Origin of the sequence: Sagittula sp. MA-2 (genome assembly GCF_030126985.1) — a bacterium.
In the GTDB taxonomy this organism is placed as follows: domain Bacteria; phylum Pseudomonadota; class Alphaproteobacteria; order Rhodobacterales; family Rhodobacteraceae; genus Sagittula.
Window position 1 is genome coordinate 1,170,842 of the sequence record NZ_CP126145.1, and the last position, 24,379, is coordinate 1,195,220.

The 24,379-nt window shown below is 64.7% G+C and carries 27 protein-coding genes; 12 read left to right on the top strand and 15 right to left on the bottom strand.

The features are described from left to right. Positions 1-34: 34 nt before the first annotated feature. The 8 genes from QNI11_RS27640 to QNI11_RS05985 all read right to left on the bottom strand — a co-directional run bounded on the left by QNI11_RS27640 (position 35) and on the right by QNI11_RS05985 (position 7,715). Complete coding sequence (locus QNI11_RS27640) at positions 35-961, bottom strand: cupin domain-containing protein (RefSeq protein ID WP_100927394.1); 927 nt, start codon at positions 959-961, stop codon at positions 35-37. Between the two features lie 113 nt (positions 962-1,074). After that, complete coding sequence (locus QNI11_RS05955; protein WP_283982704.1) at positions 1,075-2,286, bottom strand: acetyl-CoA C-acetyltransferase; 1,212 nt, start codon at positions 2,284-2,286, stop codon at positions 1,075-1,077. Between the two features lie 146 nt (positions 2,287-2,432). Continuing rightward, the gene (locus QNI11_RS05960) at positions 2,433-3,071 is read right to left on the bottom strand and encodes a glutathione S-transferase family protein (RefSeq protein ID WP_283982705.1); all 639 of its coding nucleotides are present in this window, start codon (positions 3,069-3,071) and stop codon (positions 2,433-2,435) included. 320 nt (positions 3,072-3,391) lie between these two features. After that, positions 3,392-4,525 carry an acyl-CoA dehydrogenase family protein gene (locus QNI11_RS05965; protein ID WP_283982706.1) on the bottom strand — a complete coding sequence of 378 codons (1,134 nt, stop codon included), beginning with the start codon at positions 4,523-4,525 and terminating at the stop codon, positions 3,392-3,394. An 81-nt stretch (positions 4,526-4,606) separates the two neighbouring features. Then, entirely contained in the window at positions 4,607-4,819 is a 213-nt protein-coding gene (locus tag QNI11_RS05970; RefSeq protein ID WP_283982707.1) for a hypothetical protein, read from the bottom strand. Positions 4,820-4,861: 42 nt separating this feature from the next. Next, complete coding sequence (locus tag QNI11_RS05975) at positions 4,862-6,643, bottom strand: acyl-CoA dehydrogenase C-terminal domain-containing protein (RefSeq protein WP_283982708.1); 1,782 nt, start codon at positions 6,641-6,643, stop codon at positions 4,862-4,864. A 56-nt stretch (positions 6,644-6,699) separates the two neighbouring features. Next, on the bottom strand, positions 6,700-7,104 hold the full coding sequence (locus QNI11_RS05980) for a MerR family DNA-binding transcriptional regulator (RefSeq protein WP_100927388.1): 405 nt from the start codon (positions 7,102-7,104) through the stop codon (positions 6,700-6,702). A gap of 239 nt (positions 7,105-7,343) precedes the next feature. Beyond that, complete coding sequence (locus tag QNI11_RS05985; RefSeq protein WP_283982709.1) at positions 7,344-7,715, bottom strand: MerR family DNA-binding transcriptional regulator; 372 nt, start codon at positions 7,713-7,715, stop codon at positions 7,344-7,346. A gap of 128 nt (positions 7,716-7,843) precedes the next feature. Between QNI11_RS05985 and QNI11_RS05990 the strand changes: the two genes are divergently transcribed. The 6 genes from QNI11_RS05990 to QNI11_RS06015 all read left to right on the top strand — a co-directional run bounded on the left by QNI11_RS05990 (position 7,844) and on the right by QNI11_RS06015 (position 12,860). Next, entirely contained in the window at positions 7,844-8,296 is a 453-nt protein-coding gene (locus QNI11_RS05990; RefSeq protein WP_283982710.1) for a PaaI family thioesterase, read from the top strand. Next, positions 8,293-8,805, top strand: coding sequence for a PaaI family thioesterase (locus QNI11_RS05995; protein WP_100927385.1), 513 nt, complete (start codon positions 8,293-8,295; stop codon positions 8,803-8,805). Before QNI11_RS05990 ends, QNI11_RS05995 begins: the two co-directional genes overlap by 4 nt. A gap of 88 nt (positions 8,806-8,893) precedes the next feature. Further along, positions 8,894-10,219: an MATE family efflux transporter gene (locus QNI11_RS06000; protein WP_283982711.1), complete on the top strand. Its 1,326-nt coding sequence runs from the start codon at positions 8,894-8,896 to the stop codon at positions 10,217-10,219. A 64-nt stretch (positions 10,220-10,283) separates the two neighbouring features. After that, positions 10,284-11,504, top strand: a complete 1,221-nt coding sequence (gene trpB, locus QNI11_RS06005; protein WP_100927383.1) for a tryptophan synthase subunit beta — start codon at positions 10,284-10,286, stop codon at positions 11,502-11,504. Between the two features lie 292 nt (positions 11,505-11,796). Then, positions 11,797-12,336 carry a hypothetical protein gene (locus QNI11_RS06010; protein ID WP_283982712.1) on the top strand — a complete coding sequence of 180 codons (540 nt, stop codon included), beginning with the start codon at positions 11,797-11,799 and terminating at the stop codon, positions 12,334-12,336. Beyond that, positions 12,333-12,860, top strand: coding sequence for a LuxR C-terminal-related transcriptional regulator (locus tag QNI11_RS06015; RefSeq protein WP_306418221.1), 528 nt, complete (start codon positions 12,333-12,335; stop codon positions 12,858-12,860). The genes QNI11_RS06010 and QNI11_RS06015 overlap by 4 nt, the downstream gene beginning before the upstream one ends. Before the next feature lie 176 nt (positions 12,861-13,036). Here the strand turns inward: QNI11_RS06015 and QNI11_RS06020 are convergent, their stop codons facing one another. The 3 genes from QNI11_RS06020 to pth are packed head-to-tail and all read right to left on the bottom strand — an operon-like array spanning position 13,037 to position 15,272. After that, entirely contained in the window at positions 13,037-13,426 is a 390-nt protein-coding gene (locus QNI11_RS06020; protein WP_283982713.1) for a DUF2237 family protein, read from the bottom strand. Further along, positions 13,423-14,586, bottom strand: a complete 1,164-nt coding sequence (locus QNI11_RS06025; RefSeq protein ID WP_283982714.1) for a serine hydrolase — start codon at positions 14,584-14,586, stop codon at positions 13,423-13,425. The genes QNI11_RS06020 and QNI11_RS06025 overlap by 4 nt, the downstream gene beginning before the upstream one ends. Next, entirely contained in the window at positions 14,586-15,272 is a 687-nt protein-coding gene (gene pth / locus QNI11_RS06030) for an aminoacyl-tRNA hydrolase (RefSeq protein WP_283982715.1), read from the bottom strand. The genes QNI11_RS06025 and pth overlap by 1 nt, the downstream gene beginning before the upstream one ends. Before the next feature lie 71 nt (positions 15,273-15,343). On the opposite strand from pth, the gene QNI11_RS06035 reads away from it, so the two are divergent. Further along, positions 15,344-15,655: an antibiotic biosynthesis monooxygenase gene (locus QNI11_RS06035; protein WP_100927377.1), complete on the top strand. Its 312-nt coding sequence runs from the start codon at positions 15,344-15,346 to the stop codon at positions 15,653-15,655. A gap of 78 nt (positions 15,656-15,733) precedes the next feature. On the opposite strand, the gene QNI11_RS06040 is transcribed toward QNI11_RS06035, so the two are convergent. Next, on the bottom strand, positions 15,734-16,363 hold the full coding sequence (locus QNI11_RS06040) for a 50S ribosomal protein L25/general stress protein Ctc (protein ID WP_100927376.1): 630 nt from the start codon (positions 16,361-16,363) through the stop codon (positions 15,734-15,736). Between the two features lie 437 nt (positions 16,364-16,800). Between QNI11_RS06040 and QNI11_RS06045 the strand changes: the two genes are divergently transcribed. From QNI11_RS06045 to QNI11_RS06055, 3 genes are all read left to right on the top strand, one after another. Beyond that, positions 16,801-17,931: a TIR domain-containing protein gene (locus tag QNI11_RS06045; RefSeq protein WP_283982716.1), complete on the top strand. Its 1,131-nt coding sequence runs from the start codon at positions 16,801-16,803 to the stop codon at positions 17,929-17,931. 497 nt (positions 17,932-18,428) lie between these two features. Further along, the gene (locus QNI11_RS06050; RefSeq protein WP_100927374.1) at positions 18,429-18,635 is read left to right on the top strand and encodes a cold-shock protein; all 207 of its coding nucleotides are present in this window, start codon (positions 18,429-18,431) and stop codon (positions 18,633-18,635) included. A 20-nt stretch (positions 18,636-18,655) separates the two neighbouring features. Next, on the top strand, positions 18,656-18,883 hold the full coding sequence (locus QNI11_RS06055) for a hypothetical protein (protein WP_283982717.1): 228 nt from the start codon (positions 18,656-18,658) through the stop codon (positions 18,881-18,883). A 137-nt stretch (positions 18,884-19,020) separates the two neighbouring features. Here QNI11_RS06055 and QNI11_RS06060 read toward each other — a convergent pair whose 3' ends face one another. After that, the gene (locus tag QNI11_RS06060; protein ID WP_283982718.1) at positions 19,021-19,920 is read right to left on the bottom strand and encodes a hypothetical protein; all 900 of its coding nucleotides are present in this window, start codon (positions 19,918-19,920) and stop codon (positions 19,021-19,023) included. Positions 19,921-20,177: 257 nt separating this feature from the next. Then, entirely contained in the window at positions 20,178-21,341 is a 1,164-nt protein-coding gene (locus tag QNI11_RS06065; protein WP_100927371.1) for an alpha-hydroxy acid oxidase, read from the bottom strand. A 126-nt stretch (positions 21,342-21,467) separates the two neighbouring features. Between QNI11_RS06065 and QNI11_RS06070 the strand changes: the two genes are divergently transcribed. Next, positions 21,468-22,001 (top strand): heme NO-binding domain-containing protein, encoded by a 534-nt coding sequence (locus tag QNI11_RS06070; RefSeq protein WP_100927370.1) that lies wholly within the window; start codon positions 21,468-21,470, stop codon positions 21,999-22,001. A gap of 1 nt (position 22,002) precedes the next feature. After that, the gene (locus tag QNI11_RS06075) at positions 22,003-23,346 is read left to right on the top strand and encodes an ATP-binding protein (RefSeq protein ID WP_283982719.1); all 1,344 of its coding nucleotides are present in this window, start codon (positions 22,003-22,005) and stop codon (positions 23,344-23,346) included. 236 nt (positions 23,347-23,582) lie between these two features. Here the strand turns inward: QNI11_RS06075 and trpA are convergent, their stop codons facing one another. Continuing rightward, on the bottom strand, positions 23,583-24,374 hold the full coding sequence (gene trpA / locus QNI11_RS06080; RefSeq protein WP_283982720.1) for a tryptophan synthase subunit alpha: 792 nt from the start codon (positions 24,372-24,374) through the stop codon (positions 23,583-23,585). Positions 24,375-24,379: the final 5 nt, after the last annotated feature.

A 24,379-nucleotide genomic window follows, 5' to 3' on the forward strand; every position in this document is an offset into this window, starting at 1 on the left:
TGTAGGGACCGGGCCGGGCAGGACGCCCGCGCCTTCAGTCCAGTTCGAATTTCAGGTTCTCGCGGATCCGGGACTGTCCCCGGGTCCAGCTGATGTGTCCGAGCGAGCTGATGATCCGCGCGATCCGCCAGCCGGGACCGTGCTTCTCCAGCCGGAAGGTGGTCACGAAGGGCTCCACGATCTCTTCCGTACCGCTCACAAAGTGCATCTCCGCCTCGACCACCTTGCTTTCCGGATCGGGCCGCAGGATGCGGACCACGTCGCGCCGGATATCGTCGATGCCCTGCTCCTTCACCGCCGCGTGGTAGAGGTCGAAATCCTGGCGCAGCTCCGCCTCCGTGCTCAGCGTGTAAGGGTCGCCCGCGCGCGGGTAGACGCTCAGCGGCAGGTGGAAGACCGTCTTGTACAGCTCGAAATCCCCGGTCAGCAGCGCCTTGGTCAGCCGCCTGCCCAGCTCGGCAAAGATCTCTCCCTTCACCGGCTGCGGGGTGCCCGCATCCTGCCCGAGCGACGACCCGTCGCGACGGGTGAAACGCATCTGGCCGTCCGTGACCTCGACCTTCAGATCGACGTCCGTATACCAGCCGGTCTCCCGCTCCGTCCGGGTGCCGATCACGAGGAAGGCCGCCTCGCTGTCCGAACGGTTCACCAGGTGATGGCCGTTCTCGACCCCGGCGGGGAAGGCGCAGCAGTCGCCCGGATGCAACACCGTCTCGCCGTTGTCCTCGACCAGCACCAGCTCGCCCTCGGTCATCATCATGAACTCGTCCTGGCGGACGTGCCAGTGACGCAGCGAGGACATCGACCCGGGCGCCAGCCGCACGAGGTTCGCGCCGAACTGCGACAGGCCGCCGGCATCGCCCAGCCGCTGCACGCTGCGGCCGGCCACCTGCGCGTCGTAGGGCGCGGGATACCCCGACCCGGTCCGCGCAGGAACGCTCTCCAAGTTGATCTTCGGCATTCTGCCTTCCTTCTTCCAGTCTTGCCGTCCCGCCTGTGCCGGCGGGACATCCTGCAGCCGTCATACACGGCCCGGTGGCGCAACGGAAACCCGGTTCGCGCAAAGCGAAGCGATCACACCCGTTCGATGATCGTCGCCGCCCCCATGCCCGAGGCGATGCACAGCGTGGCCAGCCCCGTGCCCTTGCCGGTGCGCTCGAGCTCGTCCAGCAGGGTGCCCAGGATGATCGCCCCGGTCGCGCCCAGCGGGTGGCCCATGGCGATGGAGCCGCCGTTCACGTTCACCTTGTCGTCCGACACGTCGAACGCCTGCATGAAGCGCAGCACCACGCTGGCGAAGGCCTCGTTCACCTCGAAGAGGTCGATGTCGCCGATCGACATGCCCGCGTCCTTGAGGATCTTCTCCGTCGCCGGAACCGGGCCGGTCAGCATGATGGTCGGATCGGTGCCGATCTTGCAGGTCGCCCGGATCTTCGCCCGCGGCTTCAGCCCGTACTGCTCGCCGAACGCCTTGTTGCCGATCAGAACGGCGGCCGAGCCGTCGACGATCCCCGAGGAGTTGCCCGCGTGATGGATGTGGTTGATCCGCTCCAGGTGCGGGTACTTCATCAGCGCAACCGCGTCGAAACCCGGCATGACCTCGCCCATGTCCTTGAACGACGGCTTCAGCGCGCCGAGGCTCTGCATGTCGGTGCCGGGGCGCATGTACTCGTCCCGGTCGAGGATCGGCAGGCCGTTGACGTCGCGCACCGTCACCACGGACTTTTCGAAGCGATTGTCCTCCCAGGCCGCCGCCGCGCGCCGCTGGCTCTCCACCGCCAGCGCGTCCGCGTCATCGCGCGAGAAGCCGTATTCCGTCGCGATGATGTCGGCGCTGATGCCCTGCGGGACGAAGTAGCGGTCCATGGCAAGGCTGGGATCGACGGCAATCGCCGCCCCGTCCGAGCCCATGGCCACGCGGCCCATCATCTCCACGCCGCCGGCGATATAGGCCGATCCGGCGCCGCCCTTGACCTGGTTGGCGGCGAGGTTCACCGCCTCCAGCCCGCTGGCGCAGAACCGGTTGATGGCGAGGCCGGGGATCGACTCGTCGAGATCGGAAGCCAGCACCGCCGAGCGTGCGAGGCAGCCGCCCTGTTCGCCGACCTGCGTGACGTTGCCCCAAATCACGTCCTCAACGGCATGGCCGTCGAGCCCGTTGCGCTCCTTCACCGCGTTCAAAACCTGCGCCGAAAGACGCAGCGAGGTCACCTCGTGCAGCGCGCCGTCCTTGCGTCCCTTGCCGCGCGGCGTGCGCACGGCGTCATAGATATAGGCTTCGGTCATGAGACCCGTCCTTTCATCGTCGTGTATTTCGAATTCCGTATCGCCAGGGCGGTCGAGGCCGTCAGGCAGGTCCTGCCCGTGCCAGCCGGGAGATCCCGGCCCGCACGGCCCTGCCAACCTGCCATCCCCGCCGCCCGGCGCATGGCTCAGGCCCGGTCCGCCGGAGAACCCGGCATCAGATCGTAAGGCGCCTTCCAGCCGTCGAGGCCCTGGATGTTTGCCAGCCAGCGGTCGATCTCCGGCCAGTCGCCCCGGTCGAAGCCGAAGGGCTCCGGGTAATAGAGGTAACCGCAGCAGGTAAGGTCCGCATTGGTCGGCCCGTCGCCCACGATCCAGTCACGCCCCTTCAGATGCGCGTCGAGGATGCCATAGGCCGACTTGAGCCGCCCTTGGTTGAAGGCGATCACCTCCGCCGGGCGCTTGTCCTCGGGCAGGAAGTTCATCAGGAACCGCGTCATCCCGGCCATGGACGAGAGCTTGTGGTTGTCCCACAAGACCCACCGCAGCACCTCGCGCTTCTCCTCCGGCGTCGTGCCGCCGAAATGCCCGTAGGTGTCCGACAGATACTGCTGGATCACCCCCGACTGGCTCAGCTTCACCTCGCCGTCCACCAGCACCGGGCATTCGCCCATCTCGTTGACCTCGGCGCGGTAGGCCGCCCCGCGCGTCTCGCCGCCGAAGAAATCGACCTGCTGCGGTCGCCAGTCCAGCCCCGCCAGCTGCAGCGCCAGCGCCGCCTTGTAGGAATGGCCCGACTCGCCAAAGCAGTAGAGTGTCATCGTCATATCGCAGCACCTCCCAAAGCGCCTGTGTCCCTTGCAGGACCGGGGGTTTCACACCCCCGGACCCCCGTGGAGTATTTTCGAAGCAAAGAAGCACAACGGCGCTTCCCTGGTAAGCGGGCGTTAACTCCGATGCCCGATCCTCATGTGGCGGTACAGGCTGGAGAGCCGATGACCGCAAGCGGAGAAGCCCTGCATCTCGCCAAAGGCGCAGGCAAGGCAGGAAGGTCGACCGCCGCCCCGGAGCGGGGTTCCGATGTGCGACCTTCCTGTTTCTCTGCTTTCCAAATACTCGAATTCCTCCCTCGCCACGCGCCCCTCCGTCAGAGGGCGCGCGCGATCAGTTCCTTCATGATCTCGTTCGTGCCGCCGTAGATGCGCTGCACCCGGGCGTCCGTCCACATCTCGGCCACCGCGTATTCCTGCATGTAGCCGTAGCCGCCGTGTAGTTGCAGGCATTCGTCCAGCACCTCGCCCTGCGTGTCCGACAGCCAGTATTTCGCCATGGCAGCCGTTTCGACCGTCAGTTCGCCCTTCAGGTGCTGGGCCATGCAGCTGTCGAGGAAGGCGCGCGCCACCTTCGTCTTGGTGGCGCATTCCGCCAGCTTGAAGCGGGTGTTCTGGAACTGGGTCAGCGGGCCGCCGAAGGCCTCGCGTTCCTTGCAGTAGGCGATGGTACGGGCCACCGCGCCCTCCATCGCGCCCACCGCGCCGCAGCCGATGATCAGCCGCTCCTGCGGGAGCTGCTTCATCATCTGGTAGAACCCCTGGCCTTCTTCGCCGCCCAGCAGGTTCTCGGGTGGCAGTTCCACGTTGTCGAAGAACAGCTCCGAGGTGTCCGCCGCATGGCAGCCGATCTTCTCGAGGTTGCGGCCGCGGGTGAAGCCCTCCGCGCCATCGGTCTCCACCACCATCAGCGAGGTGCCCTTCGACCCCTGCGACGGGTCGGTCTTGGCCGCCACCACGATCAGGTTGGCGTGCTGGCCGTTGGTGATGAAGGTCTTCTGCCCCGACAGCCGGTAGGCGTTGCCGTCGCGCACCGCCCGCGTCTTCAGGTTCTGCACGTCCGAGCCGCCCGAGGGTTCGGTCATCGCCAGCGCGCCCACCAGCTCGCCGGTCACCATCTTCGGCAGCCAGCGCGCCTTCTGCTCTTCCGTGCCGTATGCGAGGATGTAATGCGCCACGATGCCCGAGTGGATGCCATGCCCCCAGGAGGCGAGGTTGGCGCGCGCCGCCTCGATCAGGATCACCGCCTCGTGGCCGAAGTCGCCGCCCGCGCCGCCGTATTCCTCCGGCACCGAGGGGCAGAGCAGGCCGAGCTCGCCCGCCTGCGTCCAGGTCTCGCGGTCCATCTGGCCCTGCTTGCGCCACTTGTCGTACAGCGGCTGCCACTCGGTCTCGATGAACTTTCGCGTCATCTCCGCCAGCATGGCGTGTTCGTCGGTCATCCAGGTCATCAGCAGTCTTCCATCCTGTTCAGGCGGTGCGGCGCGGTCCGCGGACGGGCCGCCCGCCATGGCACGGACGCCGCGCGGGGCTCATCGCTTGCGGGCCTCCAGCTCGGCGTTGAACAGGCGCAGGCGATGGGCCAGCGCATGTTCGTCCGTGACGCTCTCGAAGTGTTCGAAGAGAAAGGACAGCGCCTCTCCCTCATCCAGCCCGGCCTCCTGCGCGAAGGCCCTCAGCTTGCGGTAGCCGTCTTCCGTCATGGCCACCGGGAAGCGTCGGGTCAGGCGAAAGCGTTTGGGCACGGGCTCCTCCGGAGTAGGGTGGGGTTATACCCCACCTTCCCCTCAAAAGGCGTCCGCCTCAAGCGCCATCACCGGGTCCGCGCCGCTCTCGATCCGCTTCAGGTGCGTCGCCGTCATCGGCAGCTGCCGCGCCATGTAATAGCGCCCGGTGTCGATCTTCGCCTTGAGGAATTCGGCATCCCCCGCACCCGAGGCCAGCACCTCGGTCGCGGCCTCCGCCATCTTCGCCCACATCAGGCCGAGGCAGACATGCCCGAAGAGGTGCATGAAGTCATAGGACCCCGACAGCGCCGCGTTCGGGTTCTTCATGCCGTTCTGCATGAAGTACATGCCCGCGCCCTGCAAGTCCTTCGAGGCGGCCTTCAGCGGCTCCAGGAAGGCCTTGTCGAAGGCCTCGTCCTTGCCTTTCGCTTCGGCGATGTAGGACTTCACCATGTCGAAGAAGGCCATGACGTGTTTGCCGCCGTCCTGCGCCAGCTTGCGGCCCACGAGGTCCAGCGCCTGCACGCCGTTCGCCCCTTCGTAGATCATCGCGATCCGGGCGTCGCGGGCGAACTGCGACATGCCCCATTCCTCGATGTAGCCGTGGCCGCCGTAGACCTGCTGCGCCTGGATGCACATGTCGAAGCCGCGGTCGGTCAGGAAGCCCTTGATGACCGGCGTCATCAGCGAGATCAGCCCGTCCGCGTCCTTGTCCGAGTTGCGGTGCGCGCGGTCGATCATCGACGCGCCCCAGTAGACGAAGGCGCGCGCGCCCTCGACAAAGGACTTCTGGTCCATCAGCGAACGGCGGATGTCGGGATGCACGATCAGCGGATCGGCGGGGCCGTCCGGGTTCTTCGCACCCGTCACGTCGCGGCCCTGAAGCCGGTCCTTGGCGTACTCCAGCGCGTTCTGGTAGGCCACGTCGGCCTGCGCATAGCCCTGCAGGCCCACGCCCATCCGTGCCTCGTTCATCATGGTGAACATGGCGCGCATCCCCTTGTGCGCCTCACCCAGCAGGTAGCCCGTCGCGCCGTCGTAGTTCATGACGCAGGTGGAGTTGCCGTGGATGCCCATCTTCTCCTCGATCTTGCCGACCGAGACCTCGTTGCGGTCGCCAAGGCTGCCGTCGTCGTTCACCAGGAACTTCGGCACGATGAACAGCGACACGCCCTTGATGCCGTCGGGGCTGCCGGGGATCTTCGCCAGCACGAGGTGCACGACGTTGTCGGACATGTCGTGGTCGCCGGCAGAGATGAAGATCTTCTGCCCGGTGATCCTGTAGGTGCCGTCGTCCTGCGGCTCCGCCTTGGTGCGCATCAGGCCGAGGTCGGTGCCGCAATGCGGCTCCGTCAGGTTCATGGTGCCGGTCCATTCACAGGTCACCATGCGCGGCAGGAACGTGGCTTTCTGGTCGTCGGTCCCGTGAGTGTGGATGGCCGAATAGGCGCCGTGAGTGAGCCCCTGGTACATGTTGAAAGCCATGTTCGCGGCCGAGAACTGCTCGCCCACTGCCGTGGCGACCACGTAGGGCAGGCCCTGGCCGCCGAATTCCGGATCGCAGTCGAGCGCCGTCCAGCCGCCCTCCCGCACCTGGTCGAACGCGTCCTTGAAACCCTTCGGCGTGCGCACCACGCCGTTTTCGAGGACGCATCCTTCTGTATCGCCGACCACGTTCAGCGGAGCCAGCACGTCGCGTGCGACCTTTCCCGCCTCGTCCAGGATCGCTTGGACAGTATCCCTGTCCAGGTCCTCGTATCCCGGTATGTCCGCCGTGCCGATCTTCAGGACGTCGTTCAGAACGAACATCTGGTCCTTCACGGGGGCATTGTATGTCGGCATGTCTCTCTCCCTTGATCCTGCGCGCGTCTCGGCGCGCCGGTGGTTCAGCGGGACATCTACTCTGCCGCCGCCTTCTTCTCTTCCATGGAGCCGAGCATCTTCTCGCCCCACTTCATCTGTTCCTTCAGCTCGACGATCGCGCTGTCGAGGTCGTCGCGTTGCCGGATCATCTCGTCCAGCCGCGCTTCGGCAATTTCGTAGGCCTTTTCCAGCTGCGTGCGCTGCTGGTCGCCCAGTTCGTACAGGTCCAGGAGCTGGCGAATGTCCTCAAGGCTGAACCCGAAGCGCTTGCCGCGCAGAATCAGCACGAGGCGTGCCCGTTCGCGTTTCGTGTAGAGCCGCTTCTGTCCTTCCCGGATGGGGGCCAGAAGCTCTTTCTGCTCATAGAAACGCAGGGTCCGGGGGGTCACCTCGTAGGCGTCGCACATCTCCCTAATGGTCATCAGTTTGTCTTCGGTCATGTCCGCTTTCCTCGGTTTCTCATAGAAGAGACGCCCGAGGTGCGGATTTCGATCCATTCTTACAATGGGAAATTTCGGTGACGTAACTCATACGCTGCGTCACATGGTAACTGACGTAACTTCCTGCACGGGCCCGGCGTACACATAGCAATTTTGTTACATGGATCACGCGGACGTGGGGTAAGGTAAGCCTTACCCGCATAGGGAGAACGCTCAAAGCGCCCGGACAAGGGGGTTTGTCACGAATCGAGCGACTGCGCAGTTTCGTCACGAAGCGCTTTGAGTTCGGTGAGCGCTTCCTCGATCTGTTGTTTCTGCTCTTCGAGTTCCTTGAGCTGCTTGTCCGCCAGCACAACCCATGCGCGCATCTGCGCCTGGTTTCCGTCCTGCTCGTAGATGGTCAGCCACTGCCGGATGTCCTCCAGCGGGAAGCCGAACTTGCGCCCGCGCAGGATCAGCGTCATGCGGGCGATTTCCCGCGCACCGTAGAAACGCGAGCGTCCCTCGCGCTCCGGCGAGAGCAGTTCGATGTACTCGTAATACCGCAGGGTACGCGGCGTGACATCGAACTTCGCGCACATCTCCTTGAAGCTCAATCGCACGTTGCCCATCCCACTCTCTCCAGCTCGTACCGGGAAAAGCTATGCCGCAGCGTTGCGTCTGGCAAGATTGGCCCGCCGATTGACCCTTTTTGAGCGGCATGGCACCGTCCGCCCCAACCCGCCGCAGGAGTCCCAGCATGACCGTCGACAAGGCCCGCATCGCGCGGCAATTCATCGAGACGATCCCCCATTCGAAGGCGCTCGGCATGCATATCGTCGACATCGGCGAAGGCGTCGCGGTGATCGAGATGCCCTACGACAGCCGCTTCATCGGCGATCCGGAAAGCGGGGTGATCCACGGCGGCGCGGTCTCGGCCCTGATGGACACCTGCTCCGGCGCCGCCGTCATGAGCCACCCGCGTGCCCCCGCGGGCACCGCGACGATCAGCCTGCGCATCGACTACATGCGCCCCGCGACCCCGGGCCAGACCATCACCGCGCGGGCCGAGTGTTACCATATCACGCGCTCCGTTGCCTTCATCCGCGCCACCGCCTGCGACAACGACACCGACCGCCCGGTGGCCGCCGCCACGGGGACCTTCACCGTCGAACAGGCGCCCAACACCAATGACCGCGGAGACATGACATGAACCGTGCCGCCCCCGAACCCGTCCAGGTGGTCAAGCAGCGCCGCGACGCGGCCCTTTCTGCGCTGGTCTCCGGCGTGCCCTACATCGCCTACCTCGGCGTCACATTCGACCGCCGCGGCGACGAGCTGACCGCCGTGCTGCCCTTCCGCGAGGACCTGATCGGCAACCCCTTCCTGCAGGCGATCCACGGCGGCGTGACGGCGGCCTTCCTCGAGGTCACCGCCATGGTCACGCTCAACTGGACCTGGCTCTGGGGCGACCTCGAATCCGGCGCGCTGGACCTCGACGCCATGGCTTCGGGTCAGTTGCCGCGCCTGCCCAAGACCATCGACTTCACCGTCGACTACCTGCGCTCGGGCCTGCCGCGCGACGCCTACGGCCGCGCCCGCGTCACCCGCTCCGGCCGGCGCTACGCCTCTGTCCAGGCCGAGGCATGGCAGGACAACCGCGACCGGCCCTTCGCGCAGGCCACCGCGCATTTCCTGATGCCGCGCGGCCAGCAGGGCTGACCCGAGCGCCCCGGCACACGCCCCCCACCGCCTTGACCTCCCGGCGGCATCGTTTCAAACAGCGGTGCAAGTCCCGAAGGAACACGGCATGACCTCACCCGCTTTTGCACCGATCACCAATGGGCGGGTCCTGAAGATTGCCCTGCCGATCCTTCTGGCCAACGTCACCGTGCCGCTGCTGGGCGCGGTCGACACCGGCGTCGTCGGGCAGATCCCGTCGCCCGAACCGATCGCCGCCGTGGGTGTCGGCAGCGTCGTCCTGACCGCCATCTACTGGCTCTTCGGCTTCCTCCGGATGGGCACCGCCGGGCTGACCGCGCAGGCCGCCGGAGAGGGCAACCGCGCCGAGGTCGCCGCCCTCCTGACCCGCGCCCTGATGATCGGCCTCGCCGGGGGGCTCGCGCTGATCGTGCTGCAGGCGCTGGTCTACCGGGTGGCCTTCGCCGTCTCGCCCGCCAGCGCCGAGGTCGAGGCGCTTGCCCGCGACTACATGAGCATCCGCATCTGGTCCGCGCCCGCCGCGATCGCCATCTACGGGATCAACGGCTGGTTGATCGCGCAGGAACGCACCCGAGACGTCTTCCTGCTGCAGCTCTGGATGAACGGCATCAACGTCGCCCTCGATCTGTGGTTCGTGCTGTCGCTGGGCTGGGGCGTCACCGGGGTGGCCACCGCGACCTTCATCGCCGAATGGTCCGGTCTCGCAATGGGACTTTTCCTCTGCCGTGCCGCCTTTCGCGTGCCGTCATGGCGCGACTGGGACCGCGTCTTCGACCGCCTGAAGCTGAAGCGCATGGCGGTGGTCAACACCGACATCCTGATCCGCTCGCTGATGCTGGAATCGATCTTCGTCTCCTTCCTGCTGCTGGGCGGGCGGTTCGGCGACGTGACGCTTGCCGCAAACCAGGTGCTGCTGCAGTTCCTGCACATCATGGCCTATGCGCTCGACGGCTTTGCCTTCGCGGCCGAGGCGCTGGTGGGGCAGGCGGTGGGTGCCCGGGCCATCGACCGCGTCCGCCGCGCCGCGCTGATGACCAGCCTCTGGGGGCTGATCTGCAACGTCATCTTCGCACTGGGCTTCGCGCTGCTCGGCGGGTTCATCATCGACGCCATGGCTGCCGACTCCGCGGTGCGCGAGGCCGCGCGTTCCTACCTGCCGTGGATGGTCGCCGCGCCGCTGGTCGGTCTGGCGTCATGGATGCTCGACGGGATCTTCATCGGTGCCACCCGCACCGGCGACATGCGCAACATGATGGTGATCTCGGCGGCATGCTACTTCGCCAGCGTCTTCCTCCTGATCGGGCCGATGGAGAATCACGGGCTGTGGCTGTCGCTGCTCGTGGCCTTTGCCGCTCGCGGGCTGACCCTCGGACTGCGCTATCCGGCGCTGGAAAGGGCCGCCGCGCGCGCCTGACCGCTCTCGCCAAGGCCGTCCAAATGCCCTATTCAGCCCATGCACACACATGAGGAGAGGCGTTATGGACGATCTCGTTAACAGTTTCATGACCGGCCCGGACGAGAAGGGCCGCTTCGGCATCTTCGGCGGGCGCTTCGTGTCGGAAACGCTTATGCCGCTCATCCTCTCGCTTGAGGAAGAGTACGAGAAGGCCAAGACCGACGACAGCTTCTGGTCCGAGATGGACTTCCTCTGGAAGCATTACGTCGGCCGTCCGTCGCCTCTCTACTTCGCGGAACGGATGACCGAGCGTCTCGGCGGCGCCAAGGTCTACATGAAGCGCGACGAGCTGAACCACACCGGCGCGCACAAGATCAACAACGTGCTGGGCCAGATCATCCTCGCCCGCCGCATGGGCAAGACCCGGATCATCGCGGAAACCGGGGCAGGGCAGCACGGCGTGGCCACCGCCACCGTCTGCGCCAAGTTCGGTCTGAAATGCGTGGTCTACATGGGCGCGCATGACGTCGAACGCCAGCAGCCCAACGTCTTCCGGATGAAGCTGCTGGGCGCCGAGGTGATTCCCGTGACCTCCGGCCGCGGCACGCTGAAGGACGCGATGAACGACGCGCTGCGCGACTGGGTGACCAACGTGCGCGACACCTTCTACTGCATCGGCACCGTGGCCGGCCCGCACCCGTATCCGGCGATGGTCCGCGACTTCCAGGCGATCATCGGCAAGGAAGCCAAGGAACAGATGATGGAGGCCGAGGGCCGTCTGCCCGACACCATCATCGCCGCCATCGGCGGCGGCTCCAACGCCATGGGCCTGTTCTACCCGTTCCTCGACGACAAGGAGGTCTCGATCATCGGGGTCGAGGCCGGCGGCAAGGGCGTGAACGACAAGATGGAGCACTGCGCCTCCCTGACGGGCGGACGTCCGGGCGTTCTGCACGGCAACCGCACCTACCTGCTTCAGGACGACGACGGGCAGATCCTCGAAGGGTTCTCGATCTCCGCGGGTCTCGATTACCCGGGCATCGGGCCGGAACACGCCTGGCTGCACGAGATCGGCCGCGCGCAATACGTCGCGATCACCGACAAGGAGGCGCTGGAGGCGTTTCAGCTGTGCTGCGAGACGGAGGGAATCATCCCCGCGCTCGAACCGTCCCACGCCTTGGCCCATGTGATGAAGATCGCGCCGGAGCTTCCGAAGGATCACATCATCTGCATGAACCTCTGTGGCCGCGGCGACAAGGACATCTTCACCGTCGCCAAGCATCTTGGCGTTGATATGGGATAACACTTTGCGAAGCCTTCCGGAAAAGCGGTGCTAAACTCAGGTTTATGCCGCTTTTCCGGGAGTTTATTGCCATTCCGCCAGCGCTGTACCATGTCGGATGCAGATACGGCGGGGCGCATGTTGTCTTATCGTGACGCGAAGTAATGTCCCCAACACCTGCTCCGCGTGCGGCAAGCTCGGTAAGATGGCAGTGTTTGCGGCGCCCCGCCGTGTCGACTTTCAGAACATCCGCGATGTCGGCGCAGACATGTCCGTCCGTACCGACACGGACTGCAATTTCTGGAGACCGTTCGTGAAACGCCTCGTCCTCGCCCCGCTCATCGCCGCCATGCTCCTGTCCGGCACGGCGGCCCTGGCCCAGTCGGCGGTCGATCAGATCGTCGAGCGCCTGCGCGCCGAGAACTACGGGGAAATCCGCGTCCAGCGCACGCTGCTCGGGCGGATCAGGGTGACTGCCACGGGCAAGTCCGGCGACCGGGAAATCGTGCTGAACCCCTCCACCGGGGCGATCCTGCGCGACTACCACAGCGGCCGCGAAGACAGCGCCGCGCCGAGGTCCCGCACCACCACGCCGCAGGCCGCCAACAATGCATCGGGCGCCGGCAGCTCGTCCTCCGCCAGCGGCGGGTCGGGCAACAGCTCCGGCAAATCCTCCAACTCTTCCGGCAACAACAACTCCGGCGGGAATTCTTCTGGCGGCAATTCGTCTGGCGGGTCCGGAAACGGCAAGGACAAGTCCGACAAGGGGAATTCGTCCGGCAAATCCAACGGCGGCGGCAAAGACGATCAGTCTTCTCTCGACCATTCGACGAGCAAGCGCCAAACTGCGTGAATGCTCATACACGCATTCCGCGCCTCGTGAAGGTCTGGCCCGTCTTCGCTCTGCTCCTGCTGCTGCAACTCGTTTGCGGCAGCTTTCTGCTGTGGGACGTGCTCGCCTCGCTCCTCGGCCTGCAGTACAACCCCGTGTCCTGGGCGCTGATGGAGCTGATCGAGATCGGCGCCATTCTCGGCCTGCTGCTCGGGGTGATCGCCAGCGGTGTGCTCCTGCGCAGCGCGATGCTGCGCCAGGCCGACGCGGAATCGCGGCTCAGGCTGGCCTCGGGCGCGCTCATGGAAGTGATCGAGGAACGCTTCACCGAATGGTCGCTCTCCCCGGCAGAGCGTGACGTGGCGATGTTCCTGATCAAGGGGCTGTCGACCGGGGAAATCGCCGCGATGCGCCAGACGTCCGAGGGCACCGTGAAGGCGCAGACCAATGCGATCTACCGCAAGGCCTCCGTGTCGGGCAGGGCGCAGCTCCTCAGCCTGTTCATCGAGGAGCTTTTCGTGGAACAGACACCGAAAGCCGCCTGACCATTCCCTGTGGATAACCCTGGGGATTGATCGTGTATACGACAGGCGGGCCCCGGGGAATGACGCAACCGGCCCCGATAACATCGCCAAAAAGCAAGATCTTCAGGTCAACGCCACGGCGTACCCGTCACAACCAACGCTTCCCACAGCAATGCCAAGGGGTTGAGAGGTTATCCTCAACCCTTGTCCGGACCATCGGTGCGGTGCGCTTCCAGCACGTCCAGCGGCACGATGTCCAGTGCGCGGGCGTGTGTAGCGGCCAGGTTGACCTTCGGTGCGCAACCCTCGTCATGGGCTTGCAAGAACCGCCCCGCGCAGAGGCACCAGGCGTCGCCGGGCTTCAGGCCCGCAAAGCGGAACTCGGGGCGCGGGGTAGACAGGTCGTTGCCCACGTATTTCGAATACGCGAGGAATTCCGCCGTCATCACGGCGCAGACGGTGTGGCTGCCGCGGTCCTCCGCGCAGGTGTTGCAGTGGCCGTCACGGAAGAAGCCGGTCAGCGGTTCGTTGGAGCAGGCCGCCAGAGGCTCCCCCAGTACGTTGATTTCCTTGTCTTTCTGAATCATCTCGTCCCTCCCGCGATTTGCCGGAACATGGCCAGCGCGTCGTCGAAGGCATCGGCGTCGCGAAAATTCCTGTCGGCGGCGTTGATGGCCACGACGGTCTGGCTCTGACGGTCGACATAGACGTACTGGCCGTAAACGCCACGCGCCATGAATTCACCTTTGCGTGCGTCTGCCGGAATCCACCACTGGTAGCCGTAGCGCAGCTTGCCTGCCTCGGTCGGGGCAGAGGCGGCCGTGCTCTCCTCGACCCAGTCCTGCGGCACGATCTGACGGCCCTGCAGGGCGCCGCCAAGGCGGAACATCTCGCCCATGCGGGCGTAGTCGCGGGTGGTGACGTTCAGGCCACCCAACGCGAAGGCCACGCCGTAACCGTCTGTCAGGTAATAGGGCGTGCCGTACGTCCCCATCGGCACCAGCAGCTTGTCCGCCATCAGGTCGGGCAAAGACCGCCCCGTCGCGCCGCGCACCACCATGCCCAGCACATGGGTGTCGATCGACACGTAGTGCCAAAGCTCGCCTGCGGGGCCGTCACGCTCCGACAACCCGGCGGCGAAATCGTCCATCGAGCCGCCAAGCGCAAGAACGCGCCCCATCTTGTTGATGTCGCTCCAGAAATCGAGGTAATCCTCGTCGAAGGTCACGCCGGAGGTCATCTGCAACACGTTGCGGATCGTCACACCCTCATAGGCGCTGCCCTCCAGTTCGGGCACGTAGCGCGTCACGAGGTCGTCCAGGCTGTCCACATGACCCTCGGCCAGCAGGATGCCGAAAAGCCCGGACAAATAGGATTTGGCCACAGACCAGGAAATGCGCTGGTCCGACTGCTGCGTGCCCAGCCGGTAGTCCTCATGCACACGTTTGCCGTCCTTCAGCACCACGACGCCGGTCACGGCACGGCGCGCAAGCCAGTCATCCCAGTCGGCGGGCATGGTCAGCGCAGGGCCGGGGGGCAGGGGCTCCGGCGGGGTTTGGACCGGCATGGGGGTGCTTTCGAAAAGCGCATCCATGTGGCTGAAATTATGGACGATCCTGTCCTCGTCGAAGAGCGTTGTGACCGCGCGCAGGCGTTTGATCTCTTCGTGTTTCCACGCCACGAGGGCGGCGAGGATCAGCAGCAGCACCGCCAGGACCTGCCCGGTGCGTCTGATGACCCGGCGCATCACCGGAACTTGTCGGCCAGCCGCTGCAGGGGGCTGCGCGCGTCGGGTTTTTCCGTGTCGGGATCGAGCTTTGCGGCGGGCGCTTCATCCTTCTTGGCGGCACCCCCGGAGGACCGCGGCGGCGCTGTCCTGAGCGCCACGGCGTTCTGAAACTTGCCCGCGTCGCCATCGGCCAGTTGCGGCGCCCCGTCCGAGATGCCGCGCAGCAGGTCGTCCAGCCACTCCTGATCGGCCTTGTGGAAATCGTGCAGCACGTAGGCCGCCACCAGTTCCTTGCGGCCCGGATGCCCGATGCCCAGCCGGACGCGGCGGTAGGCCTCGCCGATATGGCCGTGAATCGAGCGCAGCCCGTTGTGCCCGGCATGACCGCCCGCCATCTTAACCCGGCATTTACCAGGGGCGAGGTCCAGTTCGTCGTGGAACACCGTGATGTCGCCCGGCTCCAGCTTGTAGAACCGCATGGCTTCGCCCACCGACTGGCCGGAGAGGTTCATGAAGGTCTCGGGCTTCAGCAGGATCACCTTGTCGCCGCCCAGCCGCCCTTCGGCGATCTGGCCCTGAAACTTCGACTTCCACGGGCCGAAGCCATGGTCCTCGGCGATCCGGTCCAGCGCCATGAAGCCGATGTTGTGCCGGTTGGCGGCATATTTCGCCCCGGGGTTGCCGAGGCCAACGAAAATCTGCACGTGCCCCTCCGCAGGCTGGTTCGCTGACCCTATCTAGACCAATGAGCGTTGAATTACCAAGGGGTTGAGCGATGTATCTGACGATGAACCGGTTCAAGGTCGTGCCCGCGCAGGCCGCGGCGTTCGAGGAGATGTGGACCAGCCGCGACAGCCATCTGAAGGAGGTGCCGGGTTTCCGGAGCTTCGCGCTGATGAAGGGGCCGGAGCGGGAGGACCATGTCCTCTATGCCTCGCACACGGTGTGGGAGGACGAGGCGAGCTTTGTGGCGTGGACGAAGTCGGAGGCCTTCCGCAAGGCGCACGGCGGGGCGAAGGCGTCGACGGGGATGTACCTCGGGCCGCCGGAACTGGAGATCTTCGAGGCGGTGCAGGTGCTGGAATAGGTACGAAAAAGCCCCCGCTTGCGGGCGGGGGCTCTGGCGTTGGGGTTCGCGGCGAAACGGGTCGCCGCGTGGCCGGTGTCAGGCTTCGGCTTCTTCGGTCTCTTCGGCCGCTTCATCCGCGTCGTCGGAGGCCTTGAGGCCCGACGGTGCCGAGATGTTGGCGATGACGAAGTTCCGGTCGATGGTGGCCTTCGTGCCCTCGGGGAGGGTGACGTCGTTGATGTGAACGATGTCGCCGATCTGCATGCCGCCGAGGTCGACCACGACCTTCTCCGGGATCTCGCCGGCGGTCACGACCAGCTCGACTTCCGGACGCACGACGGTCAGGACGCCGCCCTTGCGGATGCCGGGGGCGGTCTCTTCGTTGAGGAACTCGACGGGAATGAAGAGGTTCACCTTCGAGGTGCGGCGCAGGCGCATGAAGTCGACGTGGGTCGGAAGGTCCTTCACGATATCGCGCTGCACGTCGCGGCAGATGACGCGGACGTCCTCGTGGCCTTCGACCTGAAGGTTGAAGAGGGTCGACTTGAAGCGGCCCTGCTTGAGGCGCTTCAGCAGCACGTTGAAGGGGATGTTGATCGGCAGGGGCTCTTTGTCGCCACCAAACACGATGCCAGGAACCATGCCGTCACGGCGTGCGGCGCGAGCGGCGCCCTTGCCCGTCCCCGTGCGTTCCTGGGCCTGAAGATCCGGAATCTCACCAGCCATTTGTTTCTCCATAAGTTAGGGCGGGGTGCCTCCAAGGCTGTCACCCCGCGTGAGGTCGTGCGGGTAGCGCGGATCGGGGGATTTGGCAAGGCTTAACTGGAGCCCACGGGGCCCCGGATGAAGGCTCGGTGCCGGGAGGGAGGTTTCGCGGCGAAACCTTCCTTTGTTAACAATGGGTTAAGGGGTTTTTTCTATCTGAGCCGATGGAATTGTATACTAAGAAGGGCTTAGCGTTAGGCGTCTGGCGAGAAGGACTGGTGACGACAAGTGAAGTTCGTGATTTTGCGAAAATCGATTCAGAAAATCAAAGCGCCTTTGAACGATGCTTTGAACACGCACCTCACGCTTCACTATGAATGTTGGCTTGCGGTAACCAAAAGCAAATTTTACAAACGGACTATAAATTCCTTAACTGCGGAAGCCAGGTTGGTGTCAGAATGATATTCATTAGCTATGCGTCAGAGGATCGCGAAAGGGTGCTTCCTTTCTACGAACTACTTGTTTCGAATGGGTTTGATGCTTGGATGGATGTGGCCAAGTTGATGGGAGGGCAAGATTGGAATTATCAGATTAAAGTTGCGCTGGATCGTGCTACGCTTATTGTTGTCTTCTTGTCTACGAACTCTGTCGATAAGCGCGGGTACGCCCAGAGGGAAATACAATTGGCATTGGATAAGTTTCAGGAAAAACTTCAAGACGATATTTATATTATTCCTGTTCAGCTTGAGGATTGTAAATATCCAGACAGACTAAAGGGAATACAATATATTGGAGGTAATTATGAGAGGATTTCTAGCGAACTCTTGAGATCAGTTAGGCACCACTTTCGTGAAGCAGAGCATGCTAGTGCTGCTGTTCAGAATACCTCAGAGGTTCATTGGCGTACGGAAGAGGCAGTTTCGAAGTATTCAGGAATACCTGGATACTCAACTTCAATCGAAAAGCTACACCTGACTTCGCCAAAGTTCGGTCGGGTAGTTGAGATTGCAGATCACGTGAATGGGTTATTATCTGGACATGCGATGGAGTGCCGAATGAGTTCACTCGCACCAGACCCAAAATTGTATAATCTGTTGCAGGATGAATGGTCTCGTGCCAACACTTTTGACGCAGTATTGATTTCGGTAACGGTGATCGGAAGGGCGATTTCTATTCACTATGGTTTGCACTGGTATCATGCAGGTGCGGCCCATCCAATTCACGCCCCAAAAATACTGAACTATCTTTTGGACCCAGTAGTATATTTGGATGGGGCGGTTTCACTTTTTTCGAACATTGATGCGCTTGAAGTTATGAAGCCTTTCGTTCGAGATGCTTTGGCGGTGGAACTTTATGGAGGTCGTCCGGAACCTGAAAACATGAAATGGATTTGCGAAGGAACGCAAGATTGGAACGACTTTTCTAACTTCAGTATTGGTGAAAAGGGTTTGACCTTCCACTTCTCCTCCTATCAAGTTGCAAGTTACGCTGCGGGATTACCATCAGCTTTTGTAGCCTACGAACCATTGGAGAAATATTTAAAAGACCACGTAGCTTTTGCTTTGGACCGCAGCCGCTGGCTGCCGTAACCTCATCTCCCGTGCAAACCACTTCGGCCTCGTCACTAATTCATTCTCAAATTGCGGCGGCCGGAGAGCAGGATGTATAATTTCTTGTCCGCTTGGACGGGGGCCACCGCCCAGACCGCTCGCGTTCCACCTGTGGCTGGAATGAAATAGCGTCAAGGGTCGGATCCCAAGGTCATTTGAGTTCCATTTCTAAATTGAGGTAGGGCTTTTCCTCGGCAGGGGTATTGTCGGGTCGCCTTCGCCCTTCTGGCAAACCATTCGGCACCAATTGAGCCTCCGATCTTCGTTTATCGAGGGCGGCCTTCTTTCGACTCCTAGCCGTTTGTATTCCTTGCTTCCCGAACATCTTCCCCTTGCAAACCCGCCTCCGAGCCTTATCTGTAGAAGGCTACGTTATTCCGACCGCACCTGTCTCCTTCACCGGCCTCAGTCTGCTTCTCGATCTGACCGGCCGGGCTGTCGCATTCTGCGGGCAGCACACATGAGGGAGACCCACGATGGCCAAAGGCACCGTGAAATGGTTCAATGCAAACAAGGGCTTCGGCTTCATCCAGCCTGAGGGCGGGAGCAAGGACGTGTTCCTGCACATCTCGGCGCTCGAACGGGCGGGGCTGCGGACCGTGGAAGACGGCCAGGCTCTGACGTTCGAGATCGAGGAGGGTCGCGACGGTCGCGAATCCGCCAAGGACGTGGAACTGGCGTGAAGCCGACGTTCGGAGACATGATGAAGGCGCGCGCGGAAACGGCCGACGCGCGCCGCACACGTCTTGAATCGGCGTTCAAGGCGGTGAAGCCGCATCCGAAGACCGCGATGGAGAAGACCTCGGAGGTCGCCAAGGAGCTGATCGACACGGAGACGCGGAAGCGGGACGAGAAGACCGCCGCGCTGCGGGCCGCGCGCCTCGCCCAGGAGAGCGACGGCGGAACGGACGGCACGGGCGGCAAGGGCTGATCCGGGGCCCGCGTTCGCGGGCGGATGCGTCAGGGTGCACGTGCCCCGGCCGGAGCGTTGCGGCGCTGGCCGGGGTTTTTCGTTTGCGGGTCCGTGTTGGGGGCGGGGGTGTTGCGCCGCCCCGGGCCGCGCGGCGGTCAGACGAGCTCCATCTCCGCTTCGGGTTCGGGCTCTTCTTCGAGGGGGGCGTCCTCTTCCTCGTCGCCGGTGCTGAGCGCGGCGATCAGGCTCAGGCCCTCGGCGCCGGGGTCTTCGGTGTCGAAGGCGCCGGAATCGACCAGGGCGTCGTAGTCCTCGAGCACGTCGTCGACGCTGGTCCAGCCGTCCTCGGGTGCGGGGAGCTCTCCGACCTGGACCGCCCAGCCTTCGGGGCTGGTGGTGAAGAAGCGGATGGTTTCGAGGGACTCCACGTCGTAGCCCTCGACCTCCTCGTCGAAGAAGGCGAGGTAGTTGTCGAAGGTGGGCTCGGTCCCCTCGGGGAGCTGGATGCCGTAGGCCGGATCGTCGAGCGCGGTGAGGGTGATGCCGTCGATCACGTTGCCGGATTCGTCGACCTCGGTGCCGAAGAGGACCTTGTCGAAGGTCGGCTCATCGGGGTCCTCGGGTTCCTCCGGTTCCTCGGGATCGCCGGAGACGGCCTTGATGGAGCCGGCGTCGGTCGTGGTGGAGGTGGCGCGGATGCCGAAGATGTCGATGTCGTCGAGGCTGTCGGCGTCGAGTTCGAGGGTCAGCGTGTCACCGGCGTGGATGTAGCTTTCCTTCTCGTCGGCGTCGGGCCCGAGGCCGGGGTCGCTGACGTAGGAGGCGCCGTCCCATTGCACCTTCTCGCCGTCGTACTGCGCGCCGTTCATGTTGAGCGGGCCGCCAAGCGATGTGCTGGAGCCGGAATAGTCGTCGTCACCGAAGTAGACGGCGTTCACGTCCATCGAGCCTTCGAGCATCTCGATGTCGGCGAGGATCTTTCCGTCCTCTTCGTAGACGGTGACCGAATAGGACAGCCCGTCCATCGTGTAGTTGAATACCTTGGGGTCTGGCATTGAAGTCTCCCTGAAATATGGCCGGAATCGGCACATGTCGTCGAAAGCACGGCAATAAGCGGCTCGCACAGGGTAGAATACGGCAGGAATTCGGCAAAGACTTCAGATTGAGGCAAAACCAAGGCGGCGCATTTGGAAACGGATTGTTTCGGTGCCACCTTCGACGGTTAACGATGTTCCGCCGCGGGACTGGTGTGAGGCGGGAAACAATGGCCGGGGCGGCGCGCCCGTGACGCGCCGCCGCCGCAGACCGGAGGTCAGGCCCAGTCGCCGGAGAAGCCGCGCGGGACCATGAGGATGTCGCGGTCGACGGTGTTGATGTCGCGGTGCCCGCAGAGCGCCATGGATGTGTCGAGCTCCTTGTGGATGACCTCCAGCGCCTTGGTGACGCCGGCCTGGCCCATGGCACCGAGCCCGTAGACGTAGGCGCGGCCGATCCAGCAGCCCTTGGCGCCCATGGCCACCGCCTTCAGCACGTCCTGGCCGGAGCGGACACCTGAATCGAGATGCACCTCGATCCGGTCGCCCACGGCGTCGAGGATCGGTTCCAGCGCGCGGATGGAGGAGAGCGCGCCGTCAAGCTGCCGGCCGCCGTGGTTCGACACCACGATGGCGTCGGCACCGACGTTGCAGGCCTCCAGCGCATCGCGCGGGTCGATGATGCCCTTGATGATGAGCGGCCCGTCCCACATCTTGCGGAATTCGCGAATGCGGTCCCAGTTCAGCGACTGGTCGAAGCTTTCGGCGGTCCAGGTGGTCAGCGACGAGGGATCGGTGACCCCCTTGGCATGGCCCACGATGTTGCCGAAGAAGCGGCGCTTGGTCTGGAGCATTTCCAGCCCCCACGGCACCTTGGTCATCATGTTGGCCACGGACTTCGGCGTCAGCTTCGGCGGGGCCGAGAGGCCGTTCTTCAGGTCCTTGTGGCGCTGGCCCAGAAGCTGCAGGTCGACGGTGATGACGGCGGCCGAACATTTCGCTGCCTTTGCCCGGTCGAAGAGCCGCTGCATGTAGTCGTCGTCCTTCAGGGTGTAGACCTGCATCCAGAAGGGTTTCGAGGTGTGCGAGGCCACGTCCTCGATGGAACAGATCGACATGGTGGACAGGCAGTAGGGCACGCCGAAGGCCTCGGCGGCGCGGGCCGCCTTGATCTCGCCGTCGGCGTTCTGCATGCCGGTCAGCCCGACCGGGGCGAGCGCCACGGGCATCGCCACGTCCTGCCCGATCATCTGTGTCTTCGTCGAACGGTTGGCCATGTCGATGGCGACGCGCTGGCGCAGGTATATGTCGTCGAAGTCCGAGACGTTCTCGCGGAAGGTCTGTTCCGACCACGACCCGGATTCGCAGTAGTCATAGAACATCTTCGGCACGCGGCGGCGGTAGACGCGCTTGAGGTCCTCGATGTTGGTGATGACGGGCATGGGGACCTCTTTTCCGCTGATTTTGGTAAGAGTTGGTTACCAATCGGGGAATTGCGTGGCAAGGGGCTTAAGCCCGTCTTCACCGGCCGCAGCTAGGCTCCGCCCGCGTGATGCCGGGAGGATCGGATGAAGGGGATCGTGTTCACGGAACTGCTGGCCATGGCAGAGGGCGTCGTCGGAGAGGCGGCGGTGGACGAGGTTCTGGACGATCTGGCGCTCGCCTCGGGCGGTGCCTACAGCCGCGTGGGCAACTACCCCTGTTCGGAGCTTCTGGCGATCGTCACGGCGCTGTCGGGGCGGACGGGTCTTGCGGCGGAAGACCTGCAACGGCGTTTCGGGGCGTGGATGCACACCCGCTTCACGGAGCTTTATCCCGACGTCTTCGCGGCGAAGGACGGCCCGCTGGACCTGCTTCAGTCGGTCGAGACGGAGGTGCACGTCGAGGTGCGCAAGCTCTACCCGGACGCGGAACTGCCGCGGTTCGAAACCACCTGGCAGGGGGAGGGGCTGCGGATGCGCTACGTCTCGCCGCGCCCGCTGGTGGCCTTCTGCGAGGGGATGATCCACGCCTGCGGGGCGCATTACGGCACACCGCTCAGGGTCGGCGTTGCGCGGGTCTCGGACGGCGAGGCGGTGTTCGACGTGGCGGTGGAGCGGTAGCTTGGGGGAGCCGTCATCCCTGCCGGGCGACATGGTGTCCCGCGCCCGCTACGAACGCGCGCTGAAGGCCCGCGCAGAGGCCGAAGCCCTGCTGGAAGAGAAGAGCCGCGCCCTGTGGGAGGCCAACAAGGCGCTGCGCGAACAGGCGGAGGCGCTGGAGGAGGCGGTCCGCAGCCGGACGGAGGAACTGGAACGCGCCCGGGCGGAGGCGGAGGCGGCCAACGACGCCAAAAGCGGTTTCCTCGCGGTCATCAGCCACGAGATCCGCACGCCGATGAATGCGATCCTCGGCATGGCCGCCGGGCTGGAGGAAAGCGCGCTGCCGCCCGAACAGCACGAGATGGCGCAGGTGATCCTGTCGTCGGGCCGGGTGCTGCTGGACCTGCTGAACGACCTGCTCGACCTGTCGAAGATCGAGGCGGGCCGGATGGAGGTGGAGATGCGCCCCTTCGACCTGCGCGCCTTCGCGGCAGACGAGCGCGCCCTCTTTGCAGAGACGGCGGCCTCGCGCGGGCTGGCGTTCACGGTGGAGGTGACGGCGGAGCAGGCGCTGGTGGTCAGCGATCCGACCCGGCTGCGGCAGGTGCTGTCGAACCTCCTGTCGAACGCCTTCAAGTTCACCCGGGAGGGCGCGGTCTCTGCCCGGCTGACGGTGCGGGACGGCCGGCTGGAGATGCGGGTGACCGACAGCGGGCCCGGCGTGTCGGAGGCGCAGCGCCGCAGGCTGTTCCATCCCTTCACGCAGGGCGACCCTAGCGTGTCGCGCACCCATGGCGGCACGGGGCTGGGGCTTGCGATCTCGCGCCGCTTCTGCCGGCTGCTGGGGGGCGACCTCGTGCACGAACACGCCCCCGGCGGCGGCGCGTGCTTCGTGGCAACCGTGGCACTTGGCGCGGCGCCCGTGGCCGACCGGCGGGTCGACCGGTCCGAGGGGTACGAGGCCGAGCAGATCCTGCACGCCCGGCGCTGGCGGGTTCTCGTGGCAGAGGACAGCCAGACCAACCAGAAGGTGCTGCGGCTGGTGCTGAAGCCCTTCGACCTCGACCTGCGGATGGTGACGGACGGCGCGCAGGCGGTGGCGCTCTGCAGGACGCGGCCCTTCGACCTCGTGCTGATGGACGTGAACATGCCGGTGATGGACGGCCTCGCCGCCGCCGCCGAGATCCGCGCGTGGGAGGCGGGGGCAGGCCGGCCGCGCGTGCCGATCATGGCGCTCACCGCCAACGTGATGACGCACCAGGTTTCGGACTATGCCGAGCAGGGCATCGACGCGCATGTGGGCAAACCCTTCCGGCGCGAGGAACTGGTGCAGGAAATGGCCCGCCTCCTGCGCAACCTCTCCTGACCCCGGGCTAAGTCGTCCCCCTCACAGGCCATTCCCCCGACCCGGCCAGCGGCATCCCGACCCGACCTTCTTCCCGATCGGGCCCGTCTCACGTCGCCCCCTTCATCTTGGCAAAAAATACCTCGGGGGTCCGGGGGCGGCGCCCCCGGTCGTGCGGAGCACGACAATCGACGGATCCTTCAGGCGCAGCCGGGACGACACCTGTGGCGAGACCGGGAACCGTCCGGGACGGACCATCAGGCGCTGTGCGCGCCGTCGGACAGCGTTTTCACGAAGGACAGCACCTCCGCCGTGGACTTGCCCTCGGCGATCTGGCCGACGATGGCGGTGCCGACCACGCAGCCGTCGGCGACCTCGGCGATGGCCTTGGCGCGTTCCGGCGTGCGGATGCCGAAGCCCACGATCACCGGCAGGTCGCTCACCGCCTTGATGCGGGCGACCTCGGGGCCCACGTCGCCCGCCTCGGCGGCGGCGGCGCCGGTGATCCCGGTGATCGACACGTAATAGACGAAGCCGGAGGTGTTCTGCATGACCTTCGGCAGGCGCTTGTCGTCGGTGGTGGGCGTTGCAAGGCGGATGAAGTTCAGGCCCGCCGCCTGCGCGGGCAGGCAGAGCTCCTCGTCTTCCTCGGGCGGCAGGTCGACGATGATCAGCCCGTCGATCCCGGCCTCCTTCGCCTCTGCAAGAAAGCGGTCCACCCCGCGCGAATAGATCGGGTTGTAGTAGCCCATCAGAACGATCGGCGTGGTGTTGTCGCCCGCGCGGAAGGCGCGCACCATGTCGAGCGTCTTCACCAGCGTCATCCCGCCTTCGAGCGCGCGCTGCCCGGCAAGCTGGATCGTCTCGCCGTCGGCCATGGGGTCGGTGAAGGGCAGGCCCAGCTCGATCACGTCGACCCCGGCCTCGGGCAGGCCCTTCATCACCGCCAGCGAGCTGTCCACATCCGGATCGCCCGCCATGATGTAGGCGACAAAGGCTTTCTTTCCTTCCTCGCGAAGTTGGGCGAACTTGGATTCGATGCGGGTCATGGTTC